At 61.5% G+C, this 20,241-nt stretch carries 22 protein-coding genes; 10 read left to right on the top strand and 12 right to left on the bottom strand.

Going from position 1 to position 20,241, the window contains the following annotated elements; genetic code table 11:
• Positions 1–114 precede the first annotated feature (114 nt).
• Together BG841_RS16885 and ilvG are read left to right on the top strand one after the other, a co-directional pair.
• Positions 115–399, top strand: coding sequence for a hypothetical protein (locus BG841_RS16885; protein WP_141737089.1), 285 nt, complete (start codon positions 115–117; stop codon positions 397–399).
• 2 nt (positions 400–401) lie between these two features.
• The gene (gene ilvG / locus BG841_RS11090; RefSeq protein ID WP_141737088.1) at positions 402–2,402 is read left to right on the top strand and encodes an acetolactate synthase 2 catalytic subunit; all 2,001 of its coding nucleotides are present in this window, start codon (positions 402–404) and stop codon (positions 2,400–2,402) included.
• A 35-nt stretch (positions 2,403–2,437) separates the two neighbouring features.
• On the opposite strand, the gene BG841_RS11085 is transcribed toward ilvG, so the two are convergent.
• Both BG841_RS11085 and BG841_RS11080 read right to left on the bottom strand, forming a co-directional pair.
• Positions 2,438–3,496, bottom strand: a complete 1,059-nt coding sequence (locus BG841_RS11085) for a proline racemase family protein (RefSeq protein WP_070057714.1) — start codon at positions 3,494–3,496, stop codon at positions 2,438–2,440.
• Positions 3,483–4,577: an alcohol dehydrogenase family protein gene (locus BG841_RS11080; RefSeq protein ID WP_141737087.1), complete on the bottom strand. Its 1,095-nt coding sequence runs from the start codon at positions 4,575–4,577 to the stop codon at positions 3,483–3,485. The genes BG841_RS11085 and BG841_RS11080 overlap by 14 nt, the downstream gene beginning before the upstream one ends.
• Positions 4,578–4,793: 216 nt before the next feature.
• Between BG841_RS11080 and BG841_RS11075 the strand changes: the two genes are divergently transcribed.
• Both BG841_RS11075 and BG841_RS11070 read left to right on the top strand, forming a co-directional pair.
• Positions 4,794–5,510, top strand: a complete 717-nt coding sequence (locus tag BG841_RS11075) for a YebC/PmpR family DNA-binding transcriptional regulator (protein WP_070057712.1) — start codon at positions 4,794–4,796, stop codon at positions 5,508–5,510.
• A gap of 40 nt (positions 5,511–5,550) precedes the next feature.
• On the top strand, positions 5,551–6,273 hold the full coding sequence (locus BG841_RS11070; RefSeq protein WP_070057711.1) for a glutamine amidotransferase: 723 nt from the start codon (positions 5,551–5,553) through the stop codon (positions 6,271–6,273).
• Here the strand turns inward: BG841_RS11070 and BG841_RS11065 are convergent.
• From BG841_RS11065 to BG841_RS11055, 3 genes are all read right to left on the bottom strand, one after another.
• Positions 6,260–6,601 carry a zinc ribbon domain-containing protein YjdM gene (locus tag BG841_RS11065; RefSeq protein WP_070057710.1) on the bottom strand — a complete coding sequence of 114 codons (342 nt, stop codon included), beginning with the start codon at positions 6,599–6,601 and terminating at the stop codon, positions 6,260–6,262. The two genes, BG841_RS11070 and BG841_RS11065, sit on opposite strands and share 14 nt — an antisense overlap.
• A gap of 94 nt (positions 6,602–6,695) precedes the next feature.
• Complete coding sequence (locus BG841_RS11060) at positions 6,696–7,301, bottom strand: class I SAM-dependent methyltransferase (RefSeq protein WP_228141731.1); 606 nt, start codon at positions 7,299–7,301, stop codon at positions 6,696–6,698.
• 73 nt (positions 7,302–7,374) lie between these two features.
• Entirely contained in the window at positions 7,375–7,863 is a 489-nt protein-coding gene (locus BG841_RS11055) for a copper chaperone PCu(A)C (RefSeq protein ID WP_070057708.1), read from the bottom strand.
• Between the two features lie 147 nt (positions 7,864–8,010).
• Here BG841_RS11055 and BG841_RS11050 point away from each other — a divergent pair, with 147 nt between their 5' ends.
• Positions 8,011–8,463 (top strand): YaiI/YqxD family protein, encoded by a 453-nt coding sequence (locus tag BG841_RS11050; RefSeq protein WP_070057707.1) that lies wholly within the window; start codon positions 8,011–8,013, stop codon positions 8,461–8,463.
• A gap of 3 nt (positions 8,464–8,466) precedes the next feature.
• On the opposite strand, the gene BG841_RS11045 is transcribed toward BG841_RS11050, so the two are convergent.
• Positions 8,467–8,880, bottom strand: a complete 414-nt coding sequence (locus BG841_RS11045) for a GFA family protein (protein WP_070058796.1) — start codon at positions 8,878–8,880, stop codon at positions 8,467–8,469.
• 142 nt (positions 8,881–9,022) lie between these two features.
• Between BG841_RS11045 and dkgB the strand changes: the two genes are divergently transcribed.
• A complete protein-coding gene (gene dkgB / locus BG841_RS11040; protein ID WP_070057706.1) occupies positions 9,023–9,832 on the top strand; it encodes a 2,5-didehydrogluconate reductase DkgB in 810 nt (269 codons plus the stop codon).
• 187 nt (positions 9,833–10,019) lie between these two features.
• Positions 10,020–11,561, top strand: a complete 1,542-nt coding sequence (gene dacB, locus BG841_RS11035) for a D-alanyl-D-alanine carboxypeptidase/D-alanyl-D-alanine-endopeptidase (protein WP_083260247.1) — start codon at positions 10,020–10,022, stop codon at positions 11,559–11,561.
• Here the strand turns inward: dacB and BG841_RS11030 are convergent.
• The 5 genes from BG841_RS11030 to BG841_RS11010 are packed head-to-tail and all read right to left on the bottom strand — an operon-like array spanning position 11,546 to position 16,117.
• Positions 11,546–12,313, bottom strand: a complete 768-nt coding sequence (locus BG841_RS11030; protein WP_070057705.1) for an SDR family oxidoreductase — start codon at positions 12,311–12,313, stop codon at positions 11,546–11,548. The two genes, dacB and BG841_RS11030, sit on opposite strands and share 16 nt — an antisense overlap.
• 18 nt (positions 12,314–12,331) lie before the next feature.
• Positions 12,332–13,021: a histidine phosphatase family protein gene (locus tag BG841_RS11025; RefSeq protein WP_070057704.1), complete on the bottom strand. Its 690-nt coding sequence runs from the start codon at positions 13,019–13,021 to the stop codon at positions 12,332–12,334.
• Complete coding sequence (locus tag BG841_RS11020) at positions 13,021–14,085, bottom strand: phosphotransferase family protein (protein ID WP_070057703.1); 1,065 nt, start codon at positions 14,083–14,085, stop codon at positions 13,021–13,023. Before BG841_RS11020 ends, BG841_RS11025 begins: the two co-directional genes overlap by 1 nt.
• Positions 14,082–14,909, bottom strand: a complete 828-nt coding sequence (locus tag BG841_RS11015) for an SDR family oxidoreductase (RefSeq protein WP_228141643.1) — start codon at positions 14,907–14,909, stop codon at positions 14,082–14,084. The genes BG841_RS11020 and BG841_RS11015 overlap by 4 nt, the downstream gene beginning before the upstream one ends.
• Positions 14,906–16,117: an acyl-CoA dehydrogenase family protein gene (locus tag BG841_RS11010; protein WP_070057702.1), complete on the bottom strand. Its 1,212-nt coding sequence runs from the start codon at positions 16,115–16,117 to the stop codon at positions 14,906–14,908. Before BG841_RS11010 ends, BG841_RS11015 begins: the two co-directional genes overlap by 4 nt.
• A gap of 155 nt (positions 16,118–16,272) precedes the next feature.
• On the opposite strand from BG841_RS11010, the gene BG841_RS11005 reads away from it, so the two are divergent.
• Positions 16,273–17,172: a LysR family transcriptional regulator gene (locus BG841_RS11005; protein WP_070057701.1), complete on the top strand. Its 900-nt coding sequence runs from the start codon at positions 16,273–16,275 to the stop codon at positions 17,170–17,172.
• 36 nt (positions 17,173–17,208) lie between these two features.
• On the opposite strand, the gene BG841_RS11000 is transcribed toward BG841_RS11005, so the two are convergent.
• Positions 17,209–17,565 (bottom strand): hypothetical protein, encoded by a 357-nt coding sequence (locus BG841_RS11000; RefSeq protein ID WP_070057700.1) that lies wholly within the window; start codon positions 17,563–17,565, stop codon positions 17,209–17,211.
• Positions 17,566–17,704: 139 nt separating this feature from the next.
• Between BG841_RS11000 and BG841_RS10995 the strand changes: the two genes are divergently transcribed.
• Together BG841_RS10995 and BG841_RS10990 are read left to right on the top strand one after the other, a co-directional pair.
• The gene (locus BG841_RS10995) at positions 17,705–18,865 is read left to right on the top strand and encodes an isocitrate/isopropylmalate dehydrogenase family protein (RefSeq protein ID WP_070057699.1); all 1,161 of its coding nucleotides are present in this window, start codon (positions 17,705–17,707) and stop codon (positions 18,863–18,865) included.
• A 66-nt stretch (positions 18,866–18,931) separates the two neighbouring features.
• On the top strand, positions 18,932–20,191 hold the full coding sequence (locus BG841_RS10990) for an aspartate aminotransferase family protein (protein ID WP_070057698.1): 1,260 nt from the start codon (positions 18,932–18,934) through the stop codon (positions 20,189–20,191).
• Positions 20,192–20,241: the final 50 nt, after the last annotated feature.

Raw genomic sequence — 20,241 nt, 5'->3', positions numbered from 1 at the left:
CCCGACCCGTTGATGACAGAAAGCCCTAGCGTAACAAACAATGGACAGCGACAAAGTGTCCTGCATACCGCTTTGTGGGGCAAGCCTGCTGCCCCTCCCCGGGACAATATTCCGGTGGACGAAGATAACCTTGGACATGTGCTCCGGGATGGGGTAAGTTTTTCAGACGTTTCTATTCATGAATCCGGCAAGTATTACTTTTATGATCCTGAACACCGTAATCGTCCTGGCAATGCTCCTTCTGGTGGTCGTCGTACCAACCGGGGGCTTGTGCGTGGACAGCAAGGTGAACAGAACAGTGAATTAGCAACGACACCACACACGCAAAAGCCCCCGGCACCGCAAGGTCCCGGGGGCTTTTTTTTTGGCCCTGAACTTTGCTGCAACAAGGAACTGTGAACATGAACGGCGCAGAGCACATCATCCAGGCGTTTGCACGCCATCAGATCACCACCGTTTTCGGCTATCCGGGCGGCTGTATCATGCCCCTGTATGACGCCCTCGTTGGCGCTTCTGATGTGGTGGAGCACATTCTCTGTCGCCATGAGCAGGGGTGCGCTCTGGCCGCGGACGGTTACGCCCGGGCGAGCGGACGAATCGGGGTGTGCATCGCCACGTCCGGCCCGGGGGCGACCAATCTGATTACCGGCGTGGCCAACGCCTATCAGGACTCCATTCCCATGCTGGTCATCACCGGCCAGGTGCCCGCGGACCTGATCGGTACCGATGCGTTTCAGGAAACCGACGTGCTGGGCATGACCCTGGGCATCGTCAAGCACAGCTATCTGGTGTCGTCGGTTGAGGATTTACCCGCCGTCATGGAAGAAGCCATCACTCTGGCACAAAGCGGTCGGCCCGGCCCGGTATGGGTCGACATCCCCAAGGATGTCCTGCTGGCCACGCCAGCCGCCGCGCGCGCCTACCACCCCACTGCCCCGACGGTCACGCACACTCACCCGCACGCGGATCTCGAGGCAGCCCTGGCGCTGCTGGCAGGCGCCAAACGACCGGTGCTGTACAGCGGTGGCGGTGTGAGCCTGGCCAACGCTGTGGAGGCGTTCCGCGATTTCGCCACGGCGGCGGGTCTGCCCGGTGTGGTCACCCTGAAAGGCATTGGCAACCCCGGACGGCACAACCCGGACCATCTGGGCATGCTCGGCATGCACGGCTCCCGCGCCGCCAATAAAGCCATCGACCACAGTGACTTACTGTTTATCGTGGGAGCCAGACTGGACGACCGGGCCACCGGCCAGCTGGCCGGTTTTGCGCCCCACGCCCGCATAGTGCACATGGACACCGACCCGGCCGAGTTCAACAAACTGCGGGCCGCCGACGTGTGTCTGCACGGCGATATGAACAGTTTGCTCTCCGCGCTGACTGAACGCCTGCAACGCACCCCTCTGTCGATCCAGGACTGGCGTGCGCAATGCCGCACCTGGGCCACCACCCATGGTTTCCCAGCCGCGGAAAACCATGCCCCGGAGGCAGTCATCAGTGGCCCCGCGTTCATTCGGCAGCTGTCGCACATCACCGGCGACGATGCCGTCATCGCCTGCGACGTGGGGCAGCATCAAATGTGGGTGGCGCAACATTACGAGTTCGGTCACCCACGCCGGCATTTGTCCAGTGGCGGCCTGGGCACCATGGGCTTCGGACTGCCTGCTGCGATCGGTGCCCAGTTCGCCCGCCCCGACACGGTGGTGATCAACCTGACCGGTGACGGCTCCTTCATGATGAATGCCCAGGAGCTGGCCACCATCAAGCGGTATCAGCTGCCGGTCAAACTGATCATTCTGGACAACCAGTGTCTGGGGATGGTGCGGCAGCAACAGGAGCTGTTTTACGACAACCGGGAAAGCGAGATCAGTCTGGACGACAACCCGGATTTCACCGCCATGGCCCGCGCTTTTGACATTCCCGCTTTGCGAATCGAACGCAATGACCAGGTGCGCCGTGGCATCGAAACGATTCTCGCCTATCAGGGGCCGATGTTGCTGCACGTGTCCATCGCCCGTGAGGACAACGTCTGGCCCATCGTCAAACCCGGCGGCAGCAATCGCGACATGCTGGATGAGAGCAACCGTAAAAAAATCCCCCACACCCCAGGAGGATGTAGCATGAGCCCGACCGCCATTGCCAAGGACCCCAGTTATCAGATCACCTGCTACATGGCGAATGAAGCTGCCGCGCTGGAGCGCCTGTGTCAGGTGATCCGCATCCGCGGCTTCCGGGTCGAAACCATGCAGGTGGCGCCATGCGCACCCGACCAGCTGCGCATCCAGCTGACCCTGCGCGGCGCCCGCGCCATAGACATGCTGCAGTCCCAGCTTGAAAAGCTGCATACCGTGGCCCGGGTGGTCACCGAAGCGCCCCAGCATGCCTTGCTGACCGCCCGGGCGTGACCCGGAAGTGCCCGCTTGCCTGCGGGCTTCAGGCTTCAGGCTGGCCAGCTGAGCAGGCTATGCAGACCGGTACAATCGACCAGGGGGTCGTCCAGGTCCAGCAGCACCTCCGACCGGGCCAGCGTCCAGGCGCGCCCGGTGATCTCGCTGTGCACCGCAGGAAAGCCGCCCACCTGGCCAGCCCCCAACAACCGTCCGGTAAACGACGCACCGCGGGGTGACACCGTTTCGAGTGTCTGGCCACTGCTCAGCTGGCCGTGTTCATAGAGCAACGCCAGCCGCGCCGATGTTCCGGTGCCGGTCGGGCTGCGGCAGATAACACCGGGATGAACATAGGTCGCCGAGGGTGAGCGATAACCGTTAGCCGTGGGCCCCAGAGGCCCCATAAAATGTACAAACGGCAAGGGGCCCACGGCACCCAGACCGGGGTGATTCTGGGTCACCTGCGGGCGCGCAGCTTCCACAAACGCCCTGCCAAAAGCCGCCAGCGCCGGCATCTCTTCTGCGGTCAGGAAAAAGCCCAGGGTCCCGGCGTCGATCATGGCGAAATAGGCACCGCTCCAGACCAGATCGAAACTGACCCGGCCAATACCCGCGACCGGCACCTGCATTCCCTGTGCAGCGACAAACGCCGGCTCACTGCGTGCCGTTATCGATTCCACCCGGCCGCCACGATTGCTGACCAGAATACGCACCGGGCCTGCGGGGGACTCCAACAACAACTCCTGCTCGCCCTCCTCCATAAGCACCAACCCGTTCTCAAGCAGGGCGGTCGCCGTGCAAATGGTGTTCGAGCCGGAATAAAGCGGGTATCCCATCGCCTCCATGGTGATATAGCCGGCCCGGACTGTCGGCCGAACCGGCGGCACAACCAGGTTGACCGACATGTACGGATCACCATAAGGCTCATTCAACAGCCAGCGACGCAGTCCGTCGCCGTGCGCCTGTAAATAGCGCATCTGGGCCAGCACCGAGTCGCCGGGCAGCGCTACGACCCCGCGGACCAGAATGCGACTGACATCGCCGCCTGCGTGCATGTCGATCAGGTGAATCCGCCGGCGGCGTGAGGGGGCGTGGTGGTCAGTCGCGGGCATAGCAGGCCCCCACCTGGGCCCACTTGCGGTCAGGCACCACCACCAGTTTACCGACGTACTGTTTGGCCATGAATGCGGTTTGCGCACGGTGAAAATCCGACAGTTTGAAGGTCCGGTCCAGCAGCGGCCGGATGCGCCCTGCCTCGATGTAATCCAGCACCCGACGAAAATCCCCCCGGGTACCCTGGGAAGATCCGTGCAACTGCTGCTGTTTTAAATACAGGGTGCGCAGATCCAGCTGCACCACCGGGCCGCCTATGGCGCCGGCCGTGGTGTAACGGCCTTCCGTTTTCAGGATGCGCAGCAAATCATTGAACATCGGCCCGGCCACCAGGTCGGCGACCACATCGATGGCAGCACCGGCGGTCATGCGGTCCGCCTGCGCCACCAGATCGCCCTGCCCCCGGCAGATCACCCCTTCAGCGCCGATGGCACGCAACCTGCCCGCTTTGTCCACGCTGGTCACCGCGTAGGGAATCGCGCCCCGGGCCCGGGCCAGCTGAATGACCGCCGAGCCCACGCCGCCAGAAGCACCGGTCACCAGCACCCGTTCGCCGGCGGTGACCCGGGCCCGCTCCAGCATGTGCTCGGCCGTCAGGTACGCGCAACAGAAGGTAGCCAGCTCGGCATCCGTCAGCTCCGTGTCGATCACATGAGCGTTTGCCGCGGGCACCGCCACATAGTCCGCATAACCACCGTCACGGCCATGGCCGATGTAATCAATATCCGCCAGGCTGTCATCGCCCAACGGGCGATTGTAGATGCTGAAATCGACGATTACCCGCTCCCCCAGCCGGGACGCGGCCACCCCGGCGCCCACCGCCACGATGGTACCCACTGTATCGGCGCCCTGAATACGCGGGAACACCAGCGTGGAGCGCCCCCGCCGCCAGGTGGACACCGATGCGGGGTCGGTGTCGCTGCCATAAGCCCCTTGTCGCACCCACACATCGGTGTTGTTCATGCCACAGGCGCTGACCTCCAGCAGCACCTCATCCGCGGCAGGTGTGGGCACCGGGACCCGGTCATTGTAAACCAGCATCTCCAGCCCACCGTGGCCGGTGAGCTGAATAGCACTCATGGTGTGGGGAATCATGGCGAACACCCTCTGTGGCAAACGATCGCACGCATTCTCCGCTCAGCATAGGCCATATTTTGTACCGCACCACATCAGGAAATTGCCGGGCGGGCGCAAGCGCGGACGCATCAAAAAATCTGTTCCCGGATTCTATTGTTCCGTAGAATTCCGTGGATTGCGCCGCACTATCTTTCGTCGATCAGCTAACAGGACCTCGCAATGGGCAGAGCCTATCAGAACCGCAAAGAATCCATGGCCAAAACGGCCGAAGCCAAAACCAGGATTTACAGCAAATACGGACGCGAAATCTACGTCAACGCCAAAGCCGGTGGCTCCGACCCGGAGGGTAATCTGAGTCTGCGCGGTCTGATCGAGCGCGCCAAAAAAGACCAGGTGCCCTCCCATGTCATCGAAAAGGCGCTGGATAAAGCCCGGGGGGGCGCCGGTGAAGACTTCGCCACCGCCCGCTATGAAGGTTTCGGCCCGGGCAGCTGCATGGTGATTGTCGATTGCCTGACGGACAACCCTAATCGAACCTTCGGGGATGTGCGGCTGTGTTTCACCAAAACCAAATGCAAGATCGGCACCCCCGGCAGTGTCAGCCACATGTTTGACCACTGCGCCATTCTTGCCTTCCGGGGCAACGACGAAGACGCCGTTCTGGACGCGCTGATGCGGGCGGATGTCGACGTCTCCGACATCGAAAACGAAGCGGGCCTGATCACCGTGTTCACCCCCCACACCGAATACGCGCACGCCCGACAGGCGCTGACCGGTGCGTTTGACGAACTGGACTTTGACGTGGATGAAATCCAGTTTGTGCCCCAGATCACCACTCCGGTCGTTGGGGAGGATCTGGCGTTGTTTGAAAAGTTCCTGGCGATGCTGAATGACCTGGACGACGTACAAAACGTGTATCATAACGCCGAACTTTAACGTCCGGTCCGATACCGGCCCCAGTTTTCAGGATACCCAAATGAAACGTGTTGCCATTATTAAAACGGGAACCACTTACCCCGCTCTGCAAAGTCGTTTTGGCGATTTTGAAGACTGGTTTATTCGTGGGTTGTCCCCAGAGCTTGATCTGACTGTGATTGACGTCACCGCCGGTGAATCCCCCGGCGCGGCCACCGACTGGCAGGGTATAGTGGTGACCGGCTCACCCGCCATGGTCACCGACCGGGCCGAATGGAGCGAATCCAGCGCCCGCTGGCTGGCCACCGCAGTGGCTGCGGAGATTCCGGTGCTGGGCGTCTGTTACGGACATCAGTTGCTGGCCCACGCCCTCGGCGGCACCGTGGGCTACCACCCGCAGGGCCGTGAAACCGGCAGCTGGCCGCTGACCCTCAAACCGGCCGCGGCATCCGACCCGCTGTTTGGCCGGCTACCGCCCCGGTTTGTGGCCCAGTTGACCCACCTGCAATCGGTGCTGACCTTACCCGAGGGGGCAGTGTTGCTGGCGTCATCGGAATTCGAGCCGCATCAGGCGTTCCGGTTCGGCAACACCGCGTGGGGAGTGCAGTTCCACCCGGAATTCACCGCCGAAATAATGCGCGCCTATTTGCAGGTTCAGACACCGGCACTCCGGGAAGAAAAATTTTGTCCGGATGCACTGATGGCTGGCGTACAGGACGCCCCTGAAGCCAGCTCGCTGTTGCAGCGGTTTTCAGAGCTGGTGCTGGGCATCAGGCCTTCTTGACGAATTCAGACTTGAGTTTCATCGGGCCGATACCGTCCACCTTGCAGTCGATGTCGTGATCGCCGTCCACCAGGCGGATATTTTTCACCTTGGTGCCAACCTTCACCACCGACGACGAGCCTTTCACCTTGAGGTCCTTAATCACGGTCACGGTATCGCCGTCGTTGAGCTCATTGCCGTTGGCATCACGCACCACCGCTGCCGGGTCGGACGATTCGGCGGTTTCGGTGGCCGACCACTCATGGGCGCATTCGGGGCACACCAGCAGGACGCCGTCTTCATATGTGTATTCTGAGTTGCATTGCGGGCACGCAGGCAGCTTGGCCATGGTCGGCTCCTTTTCAAACGGGGTTGGACGACAGGGGTAAGTGAACACCCGCCATGATACCAGTAAAGCGGTCAGCCGCGGCGCCAGCGGGGCCCTATTTCAAGGCCAGCGCCAGTGGTTTGTGAAACAGGGCCACATCCTTGACCGGGATTTCCAGCTGCCAGCCCCGCCACGCTGCGACCCAGGCCAGGGTGGCTTCCCGATAAAACACCACGTGGGTGGGGTCACGGCGATAGTGCCAACGCTCGAAACGCCGGTCGTCCGTCTGAAAACAAGTCATTATTGCGAGCACGCCCCCGGGGGCCAGGCACTGGTCGAGCCGGGCAAAAATCTGCGCCGGCGCGTGCAGGTGCTCAATCACTTCTGTGCAGGTTATGACATCGTATTGCCGCGCCAGAACCCGGGTGTCCGGGAAAAACGCCGGATCATAGCGCGCCATGGATACCCCGTGCTGTTCCAACAGTTGCCCCAGCACCGGCCCGGGACCACACCCAAAATCCAGCCCCCGGCTGTCCCCGGGGGGCAGTCTCGCCAGCAGGGGCGTGACCAGCTTGCCCAGAAACGCCCGGTACCGCGGGTCATCCGGCCGGTTGTCGTGCCACTCATACACGGCCCGTTCCTGCTGGGGACTCAACCAGGCACTGGCATCCATCAGGGTCGCCTCGCATTGCGGGCACCGCCAGTACAAACGCTCGCCCACCGTGATCAACGGGGACAGCGCCTGACTCCGACAGAGGGTGCAGTGCTGCAGAGCCGGCGCCTGCCCGGGGTGCTCAGTGATGACTGTGATCCATCGCTTCAGACTCCGTGTCGTCCAGGGGGTCGACCGCCAGTTCTACCTGCACCTGCTGGCCACCGGCGAATTCCAGGGTCACCGGAATGCGCTCGCCCTCAACCAGAGTGCTGACGAGCTGCTCCAGCATCAGATGATACCCGAGGGGCTCCAACACCACGGCGGCACCCGCCGGAATGACCAGCCCCTTTTCCAGAGGTTGCATGCGCATCACCCCCTCGGTCATTCTGGTTTGGTGAATGGATATGTGGCCCGCCCGTGGCGAGGTCGCCGCGATCAGGGTTGCCGCCTCCTCGCCCCGGTTACTGATAACCATGTAGCCCACCCCCATGCTGACGCCGGGCGGTGTCGGCCGCGACCAGGGGTGGTCAATATGCAGGTTCCCACTGTGATACTCGTGGCCATGCAAGGCCGCTGGCATCCATACCGTCATCAACAGTGCCAGCACCGCAACACACATACGTTTCATCGACAAGCTCCCATCTGATCACCATATCAACCTCAGCAGCCATTCTGCCCTAGCCTGCGGGACAAACCAACGTAATCCGACGGGCCGGGCGCGACCTTCGCCTGCATTCAGGGTATCCTTAACGGAAATTCTGTGTTGGAGTGAATTATGCCAGTATGGGTCGATGCCGACGCCTGCCCGGTGGCCGTCAAGGACATCCTCTGCCGCGCGGCGAACCGCTGGCAGATTGCGGTCACCTTTGTTGCCAATCAGGCAATCCGGGTGCCGCCCAGTGCCTTCATCAAAACCCGCCAGGTACCTCAGGGATTTGACGTCGCTGACGACGAAATCATCAGCCAGCTCAGTAAAGGCGACCTGGTAATTACCCAGGATATTCCCCTCGCCGCCGAAGCCATTGAGCAAGGCGCGGACGTGTTCAATCCGCGGGGCGAGGCGTTTACCCGAGAAAACATCCGCCAGCGTCTGGCCATGCGTAATTTCATGGAGGAACTGCGCAACAGCGGTCAAGTGACCGGCGGCCCGGCGGCCTTCTCACAAACCGACCGCAAGGAATTTGCCGACCAGCTGGACCGTTGGCTGCAGAAAAATGCCCGGCGCTAGTTGCTAGTTGGGATCGCAGGCGCGTCCGGTTTTGTCAAATTGAGGGACGTCGTCGGTTATTTCAAACCAGTCCGCTTTTGAGCCCACGTATTCGTGGGCAAAAGGCACTTTGCCCAGCGGCTCATTCAGCACCCCGACCCGCAGCCGCAGGATGCCCGCAATGGCATCAAACCGGCTATAGAGCTGACTGCCGCAACGGCCGCAGAATCCGCGGTATTTTCCCGGGCGGGATTCGTACTCCTGCACCCGATCCGCTCCGGCGGTGTATTGAAAGCGCAGGGCCTGTACCGGTGTGCTGGCCGAAAACGCACTGCCATGGGCCCGCCGGCACTGGCTGCAATGACAGAGGATCAAGGGTCCCAGCGGGCCGTCGTAGCGGAACCTGACCTCGCCACACAGACACTGGCCGGTATACATCATCGGACCTCCCGATCATTCCGGTCTACAAAAAAAACACACCGACATAATACCCTGACTGGTGTCAACGGCTATCATTCTTGTTGTAATTTTAACCTGCTGACCTCACCCTACTAACGGGCAAACACCAGAGGAGGAATTCATGTCATTCGACACACTTCCAAGTATCGGGTTGGGCACCTTCCGGCTACAGGGTGATACTGCTCGGGAAGCCGTACGCAATGCGTTATCCGTTGGTTACCGTCATATTGACACCGCGCAGTTTTACGCCAATGAGTCCGCCGTGGGTGACGGCATCACGTCCAGCGGCATTCCCCGGCGGGAAATCTTTCTGACCACCAAGGTGTGGCACGAGAACCTGCACCCGAGTGATCTGATGAACAGCCTCAAAGGAAGCCTGCAACGGCTGAAAACCGATCATGTGGATCTGGCCCTGATACACTGGCCGTCGCCGGATGACCAAGTCCCCATGGAGGTGTATCTGCATGCGTTGCGGGATGCCCAGCGTGAGGGTCTGACCGAGCACATCGGTGTCTCCAATTTCACTTGCACGCAGCTGACGCAAGCGCAGCATATTCTCGGAGACGCAGCCATTTTCACCCACCAGGTGGAATCCCACCCCTTCTTCGCTAACCGCAAGGTGGTTGAACTCACCCAGAAACTCGGGATTCAGGTCACCGGATACATGCCCCTTGCGGCCGGCCGGGTGATGGAAGACACCACCCTGCAGCAGATCGGGCGGGATTACAACGCGTCCCCCGCGCAGATCGCCCTCGCCTGGTTGCTGGCCCGCCAGATCGTCCCCATCCCGGCATCCACCCGTCCGCAACATCAAAAGGCCAACCTCGATGCGCTGCAACTGAGCCTCAGCGCCGAAGACCTGCACGCCATCGACCGGCTGGACCGGGGCGAACGTCTGGCCGATCCGTCCTTCGCCCCCGACTGGGATTAACCGTCGGGCTTGCCGGCGGCCACCGGCAAGCCCTGCGCGGTTTTGGTTTGCTATAAAACTGCAATATAAACAATAGTCATACTTCAACTATCTAACGTCATGTATAGCTTTGCCACATAGTACGCGGAGTAAACATACGCTATGGTTAAATGACCTCTGGTATTTTCAAAACATCGAGTCTGTTTCTATGTCGCGCACCCTAACGGCCGCTACCTGCGCCCGCATTCATTTCGCCGCTGTCCGTATCTGTCGGGGGCTCCTGTACACGGGTTTGGTGCTGCTGGCCCCCCTGACCCAGGCTGCTGATGCTGTCGACAGGAACTGGAGTGCCGCCATCCGCGAGTATGCGGCCAGCTCGCTCGATGGTGCGGATGCGCTCGCCCTGGCGGCCATCCCGTTAAACGGACCGGGCATTGAGCAATACATCAACGCCGATCAGCCCATGAGTCCGGGGTCGATCATGAAGCTGGTCACCACTTACGCTGCGCTGGAAATTCTGGGCCCGGCCCATCACTGGCAAACCCGCTTTTATACCGATGGCCGGCTGACGGGGGACACCCTGGAGGGCAACTTGTATGTCCGATTCGGGGGCGACCCCAAGTTGACTCAGGAGCAGCTCTGGAGCGCCCTCGGTGAATTGCGCGGCATGGGTGTACGGACCATCCGCGGCAATCTGATTCTGGATGGCGGGTACTTCCGGATCAACGCTGGTCAGCCGGCGTTTAAGGATAACGGTGACAACCCCTATGCCCCCTTTCTGGTGGAACCTTCCGCTTACCTGACCAATCTGAACCTGATCCACTTTCAAGTGCGTTCCGACCAGCGGGGCACTCAGGCCTGGAGCACGCCGGCTCTGCCTGGGGTGGTCATCGACAACCGGGTGAGCACCGCCGCGCCAACGGTTTGCCCGGCGCGCACACAGTTCGAGTGGGAGCCCCGTTTCCATGATGACGGTGGCGTCACCATGAAAGTCAGCGGGGAATTACCGGAGGGGTGCCGGACGACGGCCTATTTTTCCCTGCTGCCCCACGCCCGCTACAGTGCGGCACTGATCCGCTCCCTGCTGCATGACATCGGCATTACGTTGGCGGGGCATGACCGAACCGGTACCACCCCCGAAGATGCCCGGCTGCTCATCAGTCTGTCGTCACCGGATCTGGTCACCATGGTGCGGGACATCAACAAGTGGAGCAGCAATGTTATGGCCCGTCAGTTGTTGCTCACTATCGGGGCCGAAAACCGCAAGCCCGGCGATGACGATGATCGCCTGGCGGGGATCCGCACCATCCATGAATGGCTCCATGCCCGGGGAATCAACACCAGCGGTCTGGTGATTGACAACGGCGCGGGGCTCACCCGGCATGGCCGTATCACGGCCCGTCAGGGTGCCCAGATATTGCGTCTCGCCTGGAACAGCCCCTATGGGGCTGACCTGATGGCTTCACTGCCGCTGATCGCGATGGACGGCACCATGGCGCGCCGGCTTCGCAATACCGGACTGGACGGTCTCGGGCGTATAAAAACCGGTTATCTGGAACATGTGCGCTCCATTGCCGGGTTTACCCGGGACAAGACCGCCACCACCTGGGCGGTGGTCAGCATCGTCAACCACGCCCCTGCCTGGAATGGCGCGGCGGTCCTTGACCGCGTGCTCTACTCGCTGTATTACCGGCCACCGGTGGGCCGATCGCTGTCTCAGGCTGAGCCCCGGGGTCAGACGGTGAGATAACCACCGTCCACGTTGATACAGGTTCCGGTGGTGTAAGTCGAGGCGGCGGATACCAGATACAGCACGGTGCCCGCCATCTCATCCGGGGCCGCCACCCGGTTCATCGGAATGTGCTGCAATGCCTGCTTTTTGATGGCCTCGTTGCTGGTCAGCGCGCGGGCGAACCGGGTGTCCGTCAGTCCCGGCAGTAACGCATTGACGCGGATGTTTTGCGCGCCCAGCTCTTTTGCAAATGACTTGGTCATTGCCATCACTGCCGCCTTGGTGATCGAGTAGATGCCCTGAAAATGACCCGGCACCACCCCGTTTACTGACGCTACATTGACAATGGCGCCCCCGCCGTGGGTTTTCATGAGTTGTACTGCCCGTGCACACATGAAGTAATAGCCACGAATGTTTACGTCGACGGTTTTCTGAAAAGCCCCAAGGTCGGTGTCTTCAACGGGACCGAAATAGGGGTTGGTGGCCGCATTGTTGACCAGTATGTCGAGCTTGCCGTGGGTCGCAGCGATGTGTTTCCACACTGCTTCAAGCTGGTCCATTTCGCCAATATGACAGGCGAACGCTTCCGCACTGCCGCCCCCTTCGCGGATGCGCTCGGCAACGAACTGACAGCCGTCGATGTTCCGACTGCTGACAATCACGTGAGCCCCGCTGGCCGCCAGCGTGCGGGCAATGCTTTCGCCGATGCCGCGACTGGCCCCCGTAACCAATGCCACCTTGCCGGACAGATCAAACATCTTGTTGTTCATTGCAGGACCTCACCTTGATTAGCGGAAAGTCACCAGGCTGGCGTCTGCCGCCTCCAGATGACTGTAGTTATTGAACACCGCCAGACTGCTGCGATCACCGGAATACAGCACTCGGGTCACACTGGTGTTGGCAATGACCTCATTCAGCGCCAGCGCGCGGCTGTCGGGAAGTGCCAGCAGATGCTGCACGACCACCGTGATCGGGCCACCCGACGTGGCCACCAGCACATCCGCACCTTCGGCGCGGTCCATCAACTGCGCAAATGCCGTCAATACACGGCGTTTGAACTGGCACCAGGGTTCGGCATACTCCCCATCATGAGTCCCACTCACCCAACGCTGCAGCGACTGCACAAATACCTGCTGAAACGCCCGGGCCGGTGTCGGCACCGCCGCCAGATCGCGAGCCATGACCCGAGGGTCGGCCCATTGTGGGCGGTACCGGGAGATGATCTGCCGGTGGTCAAATTCATTGAAGCCGGCCATCACCTGCATGTCCGGCAAGGGAGCGCCGAACCCCTCCGCCAGGGCGGCGATTGTTTCGCGGTGACGCTGCATACTCCCGCCAACCACCAGCGCGGGGTCGACCTTGCCCGCCAGCCAGGCCCCCAACACACGCCCCTGCTCCCAGCCACGGGCGGAAAGTGTGTCGTAATTCTCGTTCCCGAAGCTGGCCTGCCCGTGGCGCAGCAGATGCAGGGTGGCCATTACAACCCGCTGGCGTTGATGAGTCTGAGGCAGCGCTGTTCCAGATAGTTGGCGGCTTGACCAAACACCGCGAATCGCTGATCCCGGGTCTGGCCGTGGTAATAACGGAAGTAAATCTGCTGAATGATCACCGCCAGCCGGAACAGGCCATAAATCTCATAAAAATCAAAACAATCAATTCGCAAGCCGGACTGCCGCAAGTAGTAGGCCACCACGTCCGCCCGGCTCAGCATCCCCTCCCGATGGGTGGGTTGCCGGCGCAGCATCTGAAATGGACGTTCATCTCCCGCTTCAACCCAGTAGGCCAGGCTGCTGCCAAGATCCATCAGCGGATCACCGATGGTCGCCATCTCCCAATCCAGGACGCCGACAACTTCAAAGGGGTTGTCCGCATGCAGCACCACGTTGTCAAAGCGAAAATCATTGTGGATCACGCTCTGGGCGATATCGTCGGGCATCTTGTCCTGTAGCCAGGCCATCACCGTTTCAAAATCACCGACATCGTCGGTACGGGCGTGACGGAAACGAGTGCTCCAGCCACCGATTTGGCGCTGCACGTACCCGCTGCCCTTGCCGAGCCGGTCCAGGCCGGTGGCAACAGGGTCCACCCGGTGCAGCTCAACCAGCTTATCTATGACACTCAGGCAGAGCTTGCGCGTCCCTGCGGTATTGAGTGTCAGACCGTCCGGAAAGTCCTGACGCAAAATCACGCCCGGCAGACGCTCCATCACGTAAAAATCACACCCGAGGACATCTGGGTCGTCGCAGACGGCGATGATGTCCGGCACATAAGGGTAAGCGGGCCTCAATGCCTGCATAACCCGCGCTTCCCGCAACATGTCGTGGGCCGATTTGGCGATTTTCCCCAACGGCGGCCGCCGCAATACGAACGACTGGCCCCGGTATTCCACATGATAGGTCAGATTGGATGCCCCGCCGGGGTACTGGCGTATGTGGGGTCTCCCGACCAGGCCGGGAATCGCCGCTTTCATAAAACGGTCAACGCGCTGCACATCCAGCTCTTCACCGGCGCGCACGGCAACTGACGGATCAATATGGCTCATCGTCGGGTCTCCCTTTTATTCATCCAGCGTCTGCTTTGCTGATGCATCAACCAGTCAAACGCACGCGGGACATGGCGTTTGATCAACCACATCCGCCGCTCTTTGGCGTGGGGTAACACCCAGAAATCCCCTGCATTGACCGCGCGGGCAATGTCACGGGCAACGTCGTCGGCGCTGATGGGCGCGCGTTTCATCAAGGTGCCGACCTTCTGCTGCATTCCGGCGATATCGGAACGCATGGAGCGGGCCAGATTCGTCTGAAAAAAAGCCGGGCACACACAGCTGACACTGATGCCGGCATCGCGGAGTTCCTGGTGCAGCGTCTCCGACAGCGCAATGACTCCGGCTTTGGAGACGTTGTAACTGCTCATAATCGGCGCCAGCATGAGTCCCGCCATGGAGGCCACATTGACGAACGCTCCGGAACCCTGACGTTTGAACAACGGGGTAAACGCCTTGCACCCACGCACGACGCCGAGCAGATTGATGTCGAGAATCCACTCCCAATCGGCCATGGAGCTGGTTTCGATGGCGCCCGCGGCGGCTACGCCGGCGTTATTGACCACAATATCTACGCCGCCCCACTGTTCAAGGAGGTCGTCCCGTACCTTTTCGAGATCGCCCAACCGGCGGACATCACAGTCAGCATACAAGCCCACACCACCGGCCGCAGTCAGTTCGGCTGCTGTGACCGCACCCTGCTGCGGACTGACATCGCCAATACAGACCCTGGCGCCCTGCCGCGCGTATTGCAGCGCCAGGGCCCGCCCCAAACCGCTGGCCCCGCCGGTGATGAAAATTCGTTGCGCCTGACGGTTGATCACCCCTCATACCTGCGCAATTCCAGCCGTGCCACCGTGGCCCGATGCACTTCGTCGGGGCCGTCAGCCAACCGTAATACGCGGGCATAGGCGAACAACCGGGTCAGCGGGAAATCATCGTCGCTGACACCGCCCCCGCCGTGTATCTGAATCGCCTGGTCAACAACGGTCTGCAGCATTTGTGGCACCACCGCCTTGATCATGGCCACTTCGTTCAGGGCACCACCAATCCCTTGGGTGTCGAGCAACCAGGCGCACTTCAGAGTCAACAGGCGCGCCTGCTCAATCGCCATACGGGCGTTGGCGATAATATCGACGTTGCCCCCGAGTTTGGCCAGCGGCCGCCCGAACGCCTCACGACTGAGTGCTCGCTGAATCATCAGCTCCAGGGTGCGTTCTGCCGCCCCAATGGCACGCATACAATGGTGCACCCGACCGGGCCCGAGCCGCCCCTGGGCTACCTCAAAACCACGGCCCGGTCCCGCAATGAACGCACTGTGGGGCAGGCGTACATTATCAAACCGGACCACCCCATGACCGTAGGGCTCGTCATAGGTGCCGAACACCGGCAGCATGCGTTCAATGGTGATCCCCGCTGTGTCCATCGGCACCAGTACCATGGAGTGGCGACGGTGTTTGGGGGCGTCCGGCGCCGTCAGCCCCATGAATATGCCGACCTTGCAATTGGGGTGTCCGACACCGGTGCTCCACCATTTGCGGCCATTCAAGACCACCTGATCCCCTTCAATGGTGGCGGTGGCTGCCATGTTGGTGGCATCGGATGAGGCTACGTCCGGCTCCGTCATAAAAAACGCTGACCGAATTTCTCCGCTCAGCAAGCGTGGTAACCACGCCGTTTGCTGAGCCGGCGAACCGTAATGGATCAACACTTCCATGTTGCCGGTATCCGGCGCGTTGCAGTTGAAGATTTCCGGAGCGAGAAAACTTTTCCCCATTTCCTCGGCAAGCAGGGCGTAATCCGAGTTGAGCAAGCCGCAGCCATACTGTTCATCGGGAAAAAACAGGTTCCACAGCCCCTGCGCCTTCGCCTTGGCTTTCAGCTCCTCAATAACCGGGAGCACCACCCAGCGGTTGTCCAGAGCCGCCAGATCGCGGTAGTACTGCGCTTCGACCGGTAAAATTTCCTCCGCCATAAAGGCCTTAACCCGCTCAAGGTAGCTCCGACCTTTCGCGGTGATCGTAAAGTCCATGATGGGTCCCCCGGCAAATGACTCTGAGGAAGCAGTCTAGAATGCGGACATCCATAACACGAATGAATTATCCTTATCCGATACCATTAGCACTACTTATAGTTTAGGTTATTCAATCCGCTACCACGCCAATCAAATCGGGAGGTCTGACGGGTATGGCGCTGAATCGGCTCGACCTCAACCTGCTTCACGTGTTCGATACCATTTACCGGGAAGGTAACCTGACCCGGGCCGCGGACGCCCTGCATCTGACCCAGCCGGCAGTGAGTCAGGCCCTGGCGCGCTTGCGTGCTCAGTTTGATGACCCGCTGTTTGTTCGTCAGGGCAACCAGATGATGCCCACCCCGCTGGCGCGGCGCTTTCTGCGCTCGATGCGCCCGGGGCTCAACCAGATCAAAGGGGCGGTCAATCAGTTCCACAGCTTTGACCCGACATCCCAACGGAAAACTTACCGGATTGCGTTGCGGGACGTGCTGGAATCGACTTTTCTGCCGGCCCTGATGGCTGAGATCAATGACTACACGGGTCTCGAAATCGCCTGTCAGCGAACCCCCCGGCGGGCAATGGAGACCCACCTGGCCTCCGGGAAACTGGATTTTTCAGTGGATGTGTTACTACCGGTCTCGGCACAAACGGCGCACGAATTGCTGCGCCGCGACCGGCTGGTGGTGATTGCCCGTGGTGATCACCCGCTCGCCGGTGAATCGCTGTCGCTGGACAACTACCTCAGCGCGCATCACGTGCTGGTATCGTCGCGCTCCGAGGGCCCGGGTATCGAAGATTTTGAATTGTCGCGGCGTGGGTTGCAGCGCCGGATCCGGCTGCGGTGCCAGCATTACTTTGCCGCTTGCCGGGTGGTGGAGGCCAGCGATCTGCTGCTCACCATGCCGGAAACCTATGCGCGCATTATCCAGAGCCGCAGTAACATCCGGATTTTAACGCCGCCAACCGAACTGCCGTCACTCGACGTGCATCTGTATTGGCACAAGGCGTATGAAAGTGAGCCGGCGCTGGCGTGGTTCCGGCAGCGATTGCAGGCCATTGCCCGGCCGTAAGATCAAGGGGCGTGCTGCGTACGGCCCGGGGGCAGCTCAGAGAGCCCCGACCGCAAACAGGAACCCGACAAAGCCCGCCCCGGTCAAGCCCAGCGCCGCGACCACAATCGCCAGTCCCCACCAGATGGCCGCGCCATCCGAGATGTCCACATCGTGCCCCTGGAGGGCACGATAGAAAGCCCAGGGCCCGAGCAGAAAGGCCCCGGCGACCGCAAAGACCAAACCCACACTGACACCGGCAAAGGTCCAGGTTGCGAGCACCATGGCCCGATCGGACAAGTGCTCGACCACACCGTGGCGGCTCAGGAAGCTTTTGCAGAACAGCCACAGCAAACCAAACAGAACCGCAACAAATACGATGCCGCCAACCAGGGTCACGATTCGGTATATCACTTTGTATTCACTCCAGAAGTAATGGCCACACCGTCACTATAGACAGGTTGGCGGACCGGGTAAATGTCCTGTGGCTGGCGCAAGCGGCGTTGCCGACTACACTGAACACCAAGCCCCACCCACTGCTAAGGAGCTGTACATGTCCCAGGCAAACCGGATCGCAGTGATTCCCGGTGACGGCATAGGCCCGGAAGTCATTGCTGTCGCCCTTCGCTGCCTCGACTTGCTGACCCGACAACACCAACTCGACATCCGCTGGAACGAGCTTCCCTGGCCCTCCCACGCCTGGCACGAGCAGCACGGCGAGTCCATGCCGGCCGACGCCCTTGCCCGGTTGAAAAAGTTCGATGCCATCCTGCTCGGAGCCTTGGGCGACCCGGGGCCGATCACCGACCTGGAACGCTATCTGCTGCCGGACAGTGTCTCACTGGCCCCTTTACTGCAAATCCGCAAAGGCTTCGATCAGTGGGTGTGCGAACGCCCTGCGCGCCTGTTGCCCGGTGCCCGCCGGTACCTTGCCGATCCCCGCGCCAGCGAGGTCGACATGCTGGTGATCCGGGAGAACAGTGAGGGCGAGTACGTCGGCCAGGGCGGCCGGTTGCGCCAGGGCACGGCCGACGAAGTGGCGACCCAGATGGAGGTGTTTACCCGCCGGGGGGCGGAACGGATCATCCGTTACGGCTTCGAACAGGCCCGCCTGCGCGCCACCGCCCGCAGCCGTCGGGGGGAGGGGCGCAGTTTTACCACCCTGTCCGGTGCCTCCTGCAGCAGCCAGGTGTGCCTGGTCACCAAACGCAACGCGTTGCGCTACTGGGGCGACCTGTATACCGAGGTATTCGCGGAGGTCGCGCAAGACTACCCGGATGTTGCCACTCACCACGAACTGGTCGATGCCGCCTGCATGAAATTCGTGCAGTGCCCCTGGATCTTTGACGTGGTGGTTGCCAGTAACCTGCAGGGAGACATTCTCACTGACCTGGCGGCGGTGCTGTCCGGCGGCATGGGGGTGGCCCCCTCATGCAATTTGAATCCGGACGACCCCGGCATGCCGTCGATGTTTGAACCCACCCACGGCAGTGCACCGGACATTGCCGGTCAACAACGTGCCGATCCAACCGCGATGCTGTTGACCACCGCCCGCCTGCTGACCTGGCTGGGCCGCACCGACCCCGCCTGCGCCCACGCGGGCGAGCGTCTGGCGGATGCGGTGGCCGCCGATCTTGCCGGCGCACCGGCAACACCGCGTCCGACCGACACCATTGGCGACGCCATCTGTGAGCGCCTCCGGCAAACCCCATAACGACCAACGCCGCGCCCGCACCGGAGTGCGGGTACGGCCGATCTTGATCAACACGGGAGCTACACCATGACCAGCCAGAAAGGCAAGTTATCACCGCTGCTGAAACAGGCCACCGGTATCACCGCCGAGCGGGGTGAAGGGGCCTACATTTACGCATCGGATGGCCGGCGTTATCTGGACTTCACCTCCGGCATTGGCGTCACCAGTACCGGCCACTGCCACCCCAAAGTGGTGGCCGCGGCGCAACAACAGGTCGGCACCATGATCCACGCGCAGGCCACCACGGTGATGAACCCGCGGCTGCCTGAACTCGCCGCCAAACTGGGGGAACTCACCCCGGCACCTCTGGATGCATTCTTTTTCTCCAACGCCGGCACCGAGGTGGCAGAAGCGGCCATCCGCCTGGTCAGGCAGGTCACCGGACGGCCCAACATCATCGTGTTCCATGGTGGTTTCCATGGCCGGACCATGGGATCCCTGTCACTCACCACTTCCAGTGTCGCCCTGCGCGCGGGCGTCAGCCCGATGATGGGCGGTGTGGTGGTCGCCCCCTTTCCCCATGCCCATCACTACGGCTGGAACGAAACCCAGACCACCGACTTCTGTCTGCGGGAACTGGACCGGATTTTTGCCACATACTCCGCCCCCAGAGAAACCGCCGCTTTGCTGATCGAACCGGTGCAGGGTGAAGGCGGCTACGTGCCCGCCAACGCTCGCTTTATGCAAGGTCTGCGGGATCGTGCCGACCGGCACGGTATGCTGCTGGTGTTCGACGAAGTGCAGGCCGGCTTTGGCCGCAGTGGCAAGTTCTGGGCCCACGAACACTTCGGGGTGCAGCCGGATGCCATCATGATTGCCAAGGGCCTGGCCAGCGGCTTCCCGATCTCCGCGCTGGCGGCCTCGGAAGCCACCATGGCCAAGGGGTGGCCCGGCTCCCAGGGCGGCACCTACGGGGGTAACGCCGTCGCTGCCGCAGCCGCCATCGCCACCATTGAGGTGATTCAGGAAGAAGGGCTGGTGGCCAATGCGCGGACCATGGGTGAGCGGTTGCGCGCGGGACTGGAGGCGCTGCAGCAAGACTACCCGGAGATGGACGACGTCCGCGGTCAGGGCCTGATGATTGGTGTGGAAATGCGGCGCGACGGCAACCCGGACGGGGAGCGCGCCGGCAACATCCTGAAAGCCTGTGAAGACCGCGGCCTGCTGATGTTGCGCTGCGGTCCCTATCAGGAAATCGTGCGCTGGTTACCCCCGCTGATTGTCAGCGCCGAGCAGATTGACACCGCCCTGGGTATATTCGAAGAGGCTTTGCGGGCCACCGCCTGAGCTGGACGGCGACCCGGCAGGGTTCCGGTGCGGGCGTCACAACCCGCACC

The sequence above is a fragment of the Marinobacter sp. X15-166B genome (genome assembly GCF_001752365.1).
Classification (GTDB): domain Bacteria; phylum Pseudomonadota; class Gammaproteobacteria; order Pseudomonadales; family Oleiphilaceae; genus Marinobacter.
This window is presented reverse-complemented; position numbering and strand designations above follow the sequence as displayed.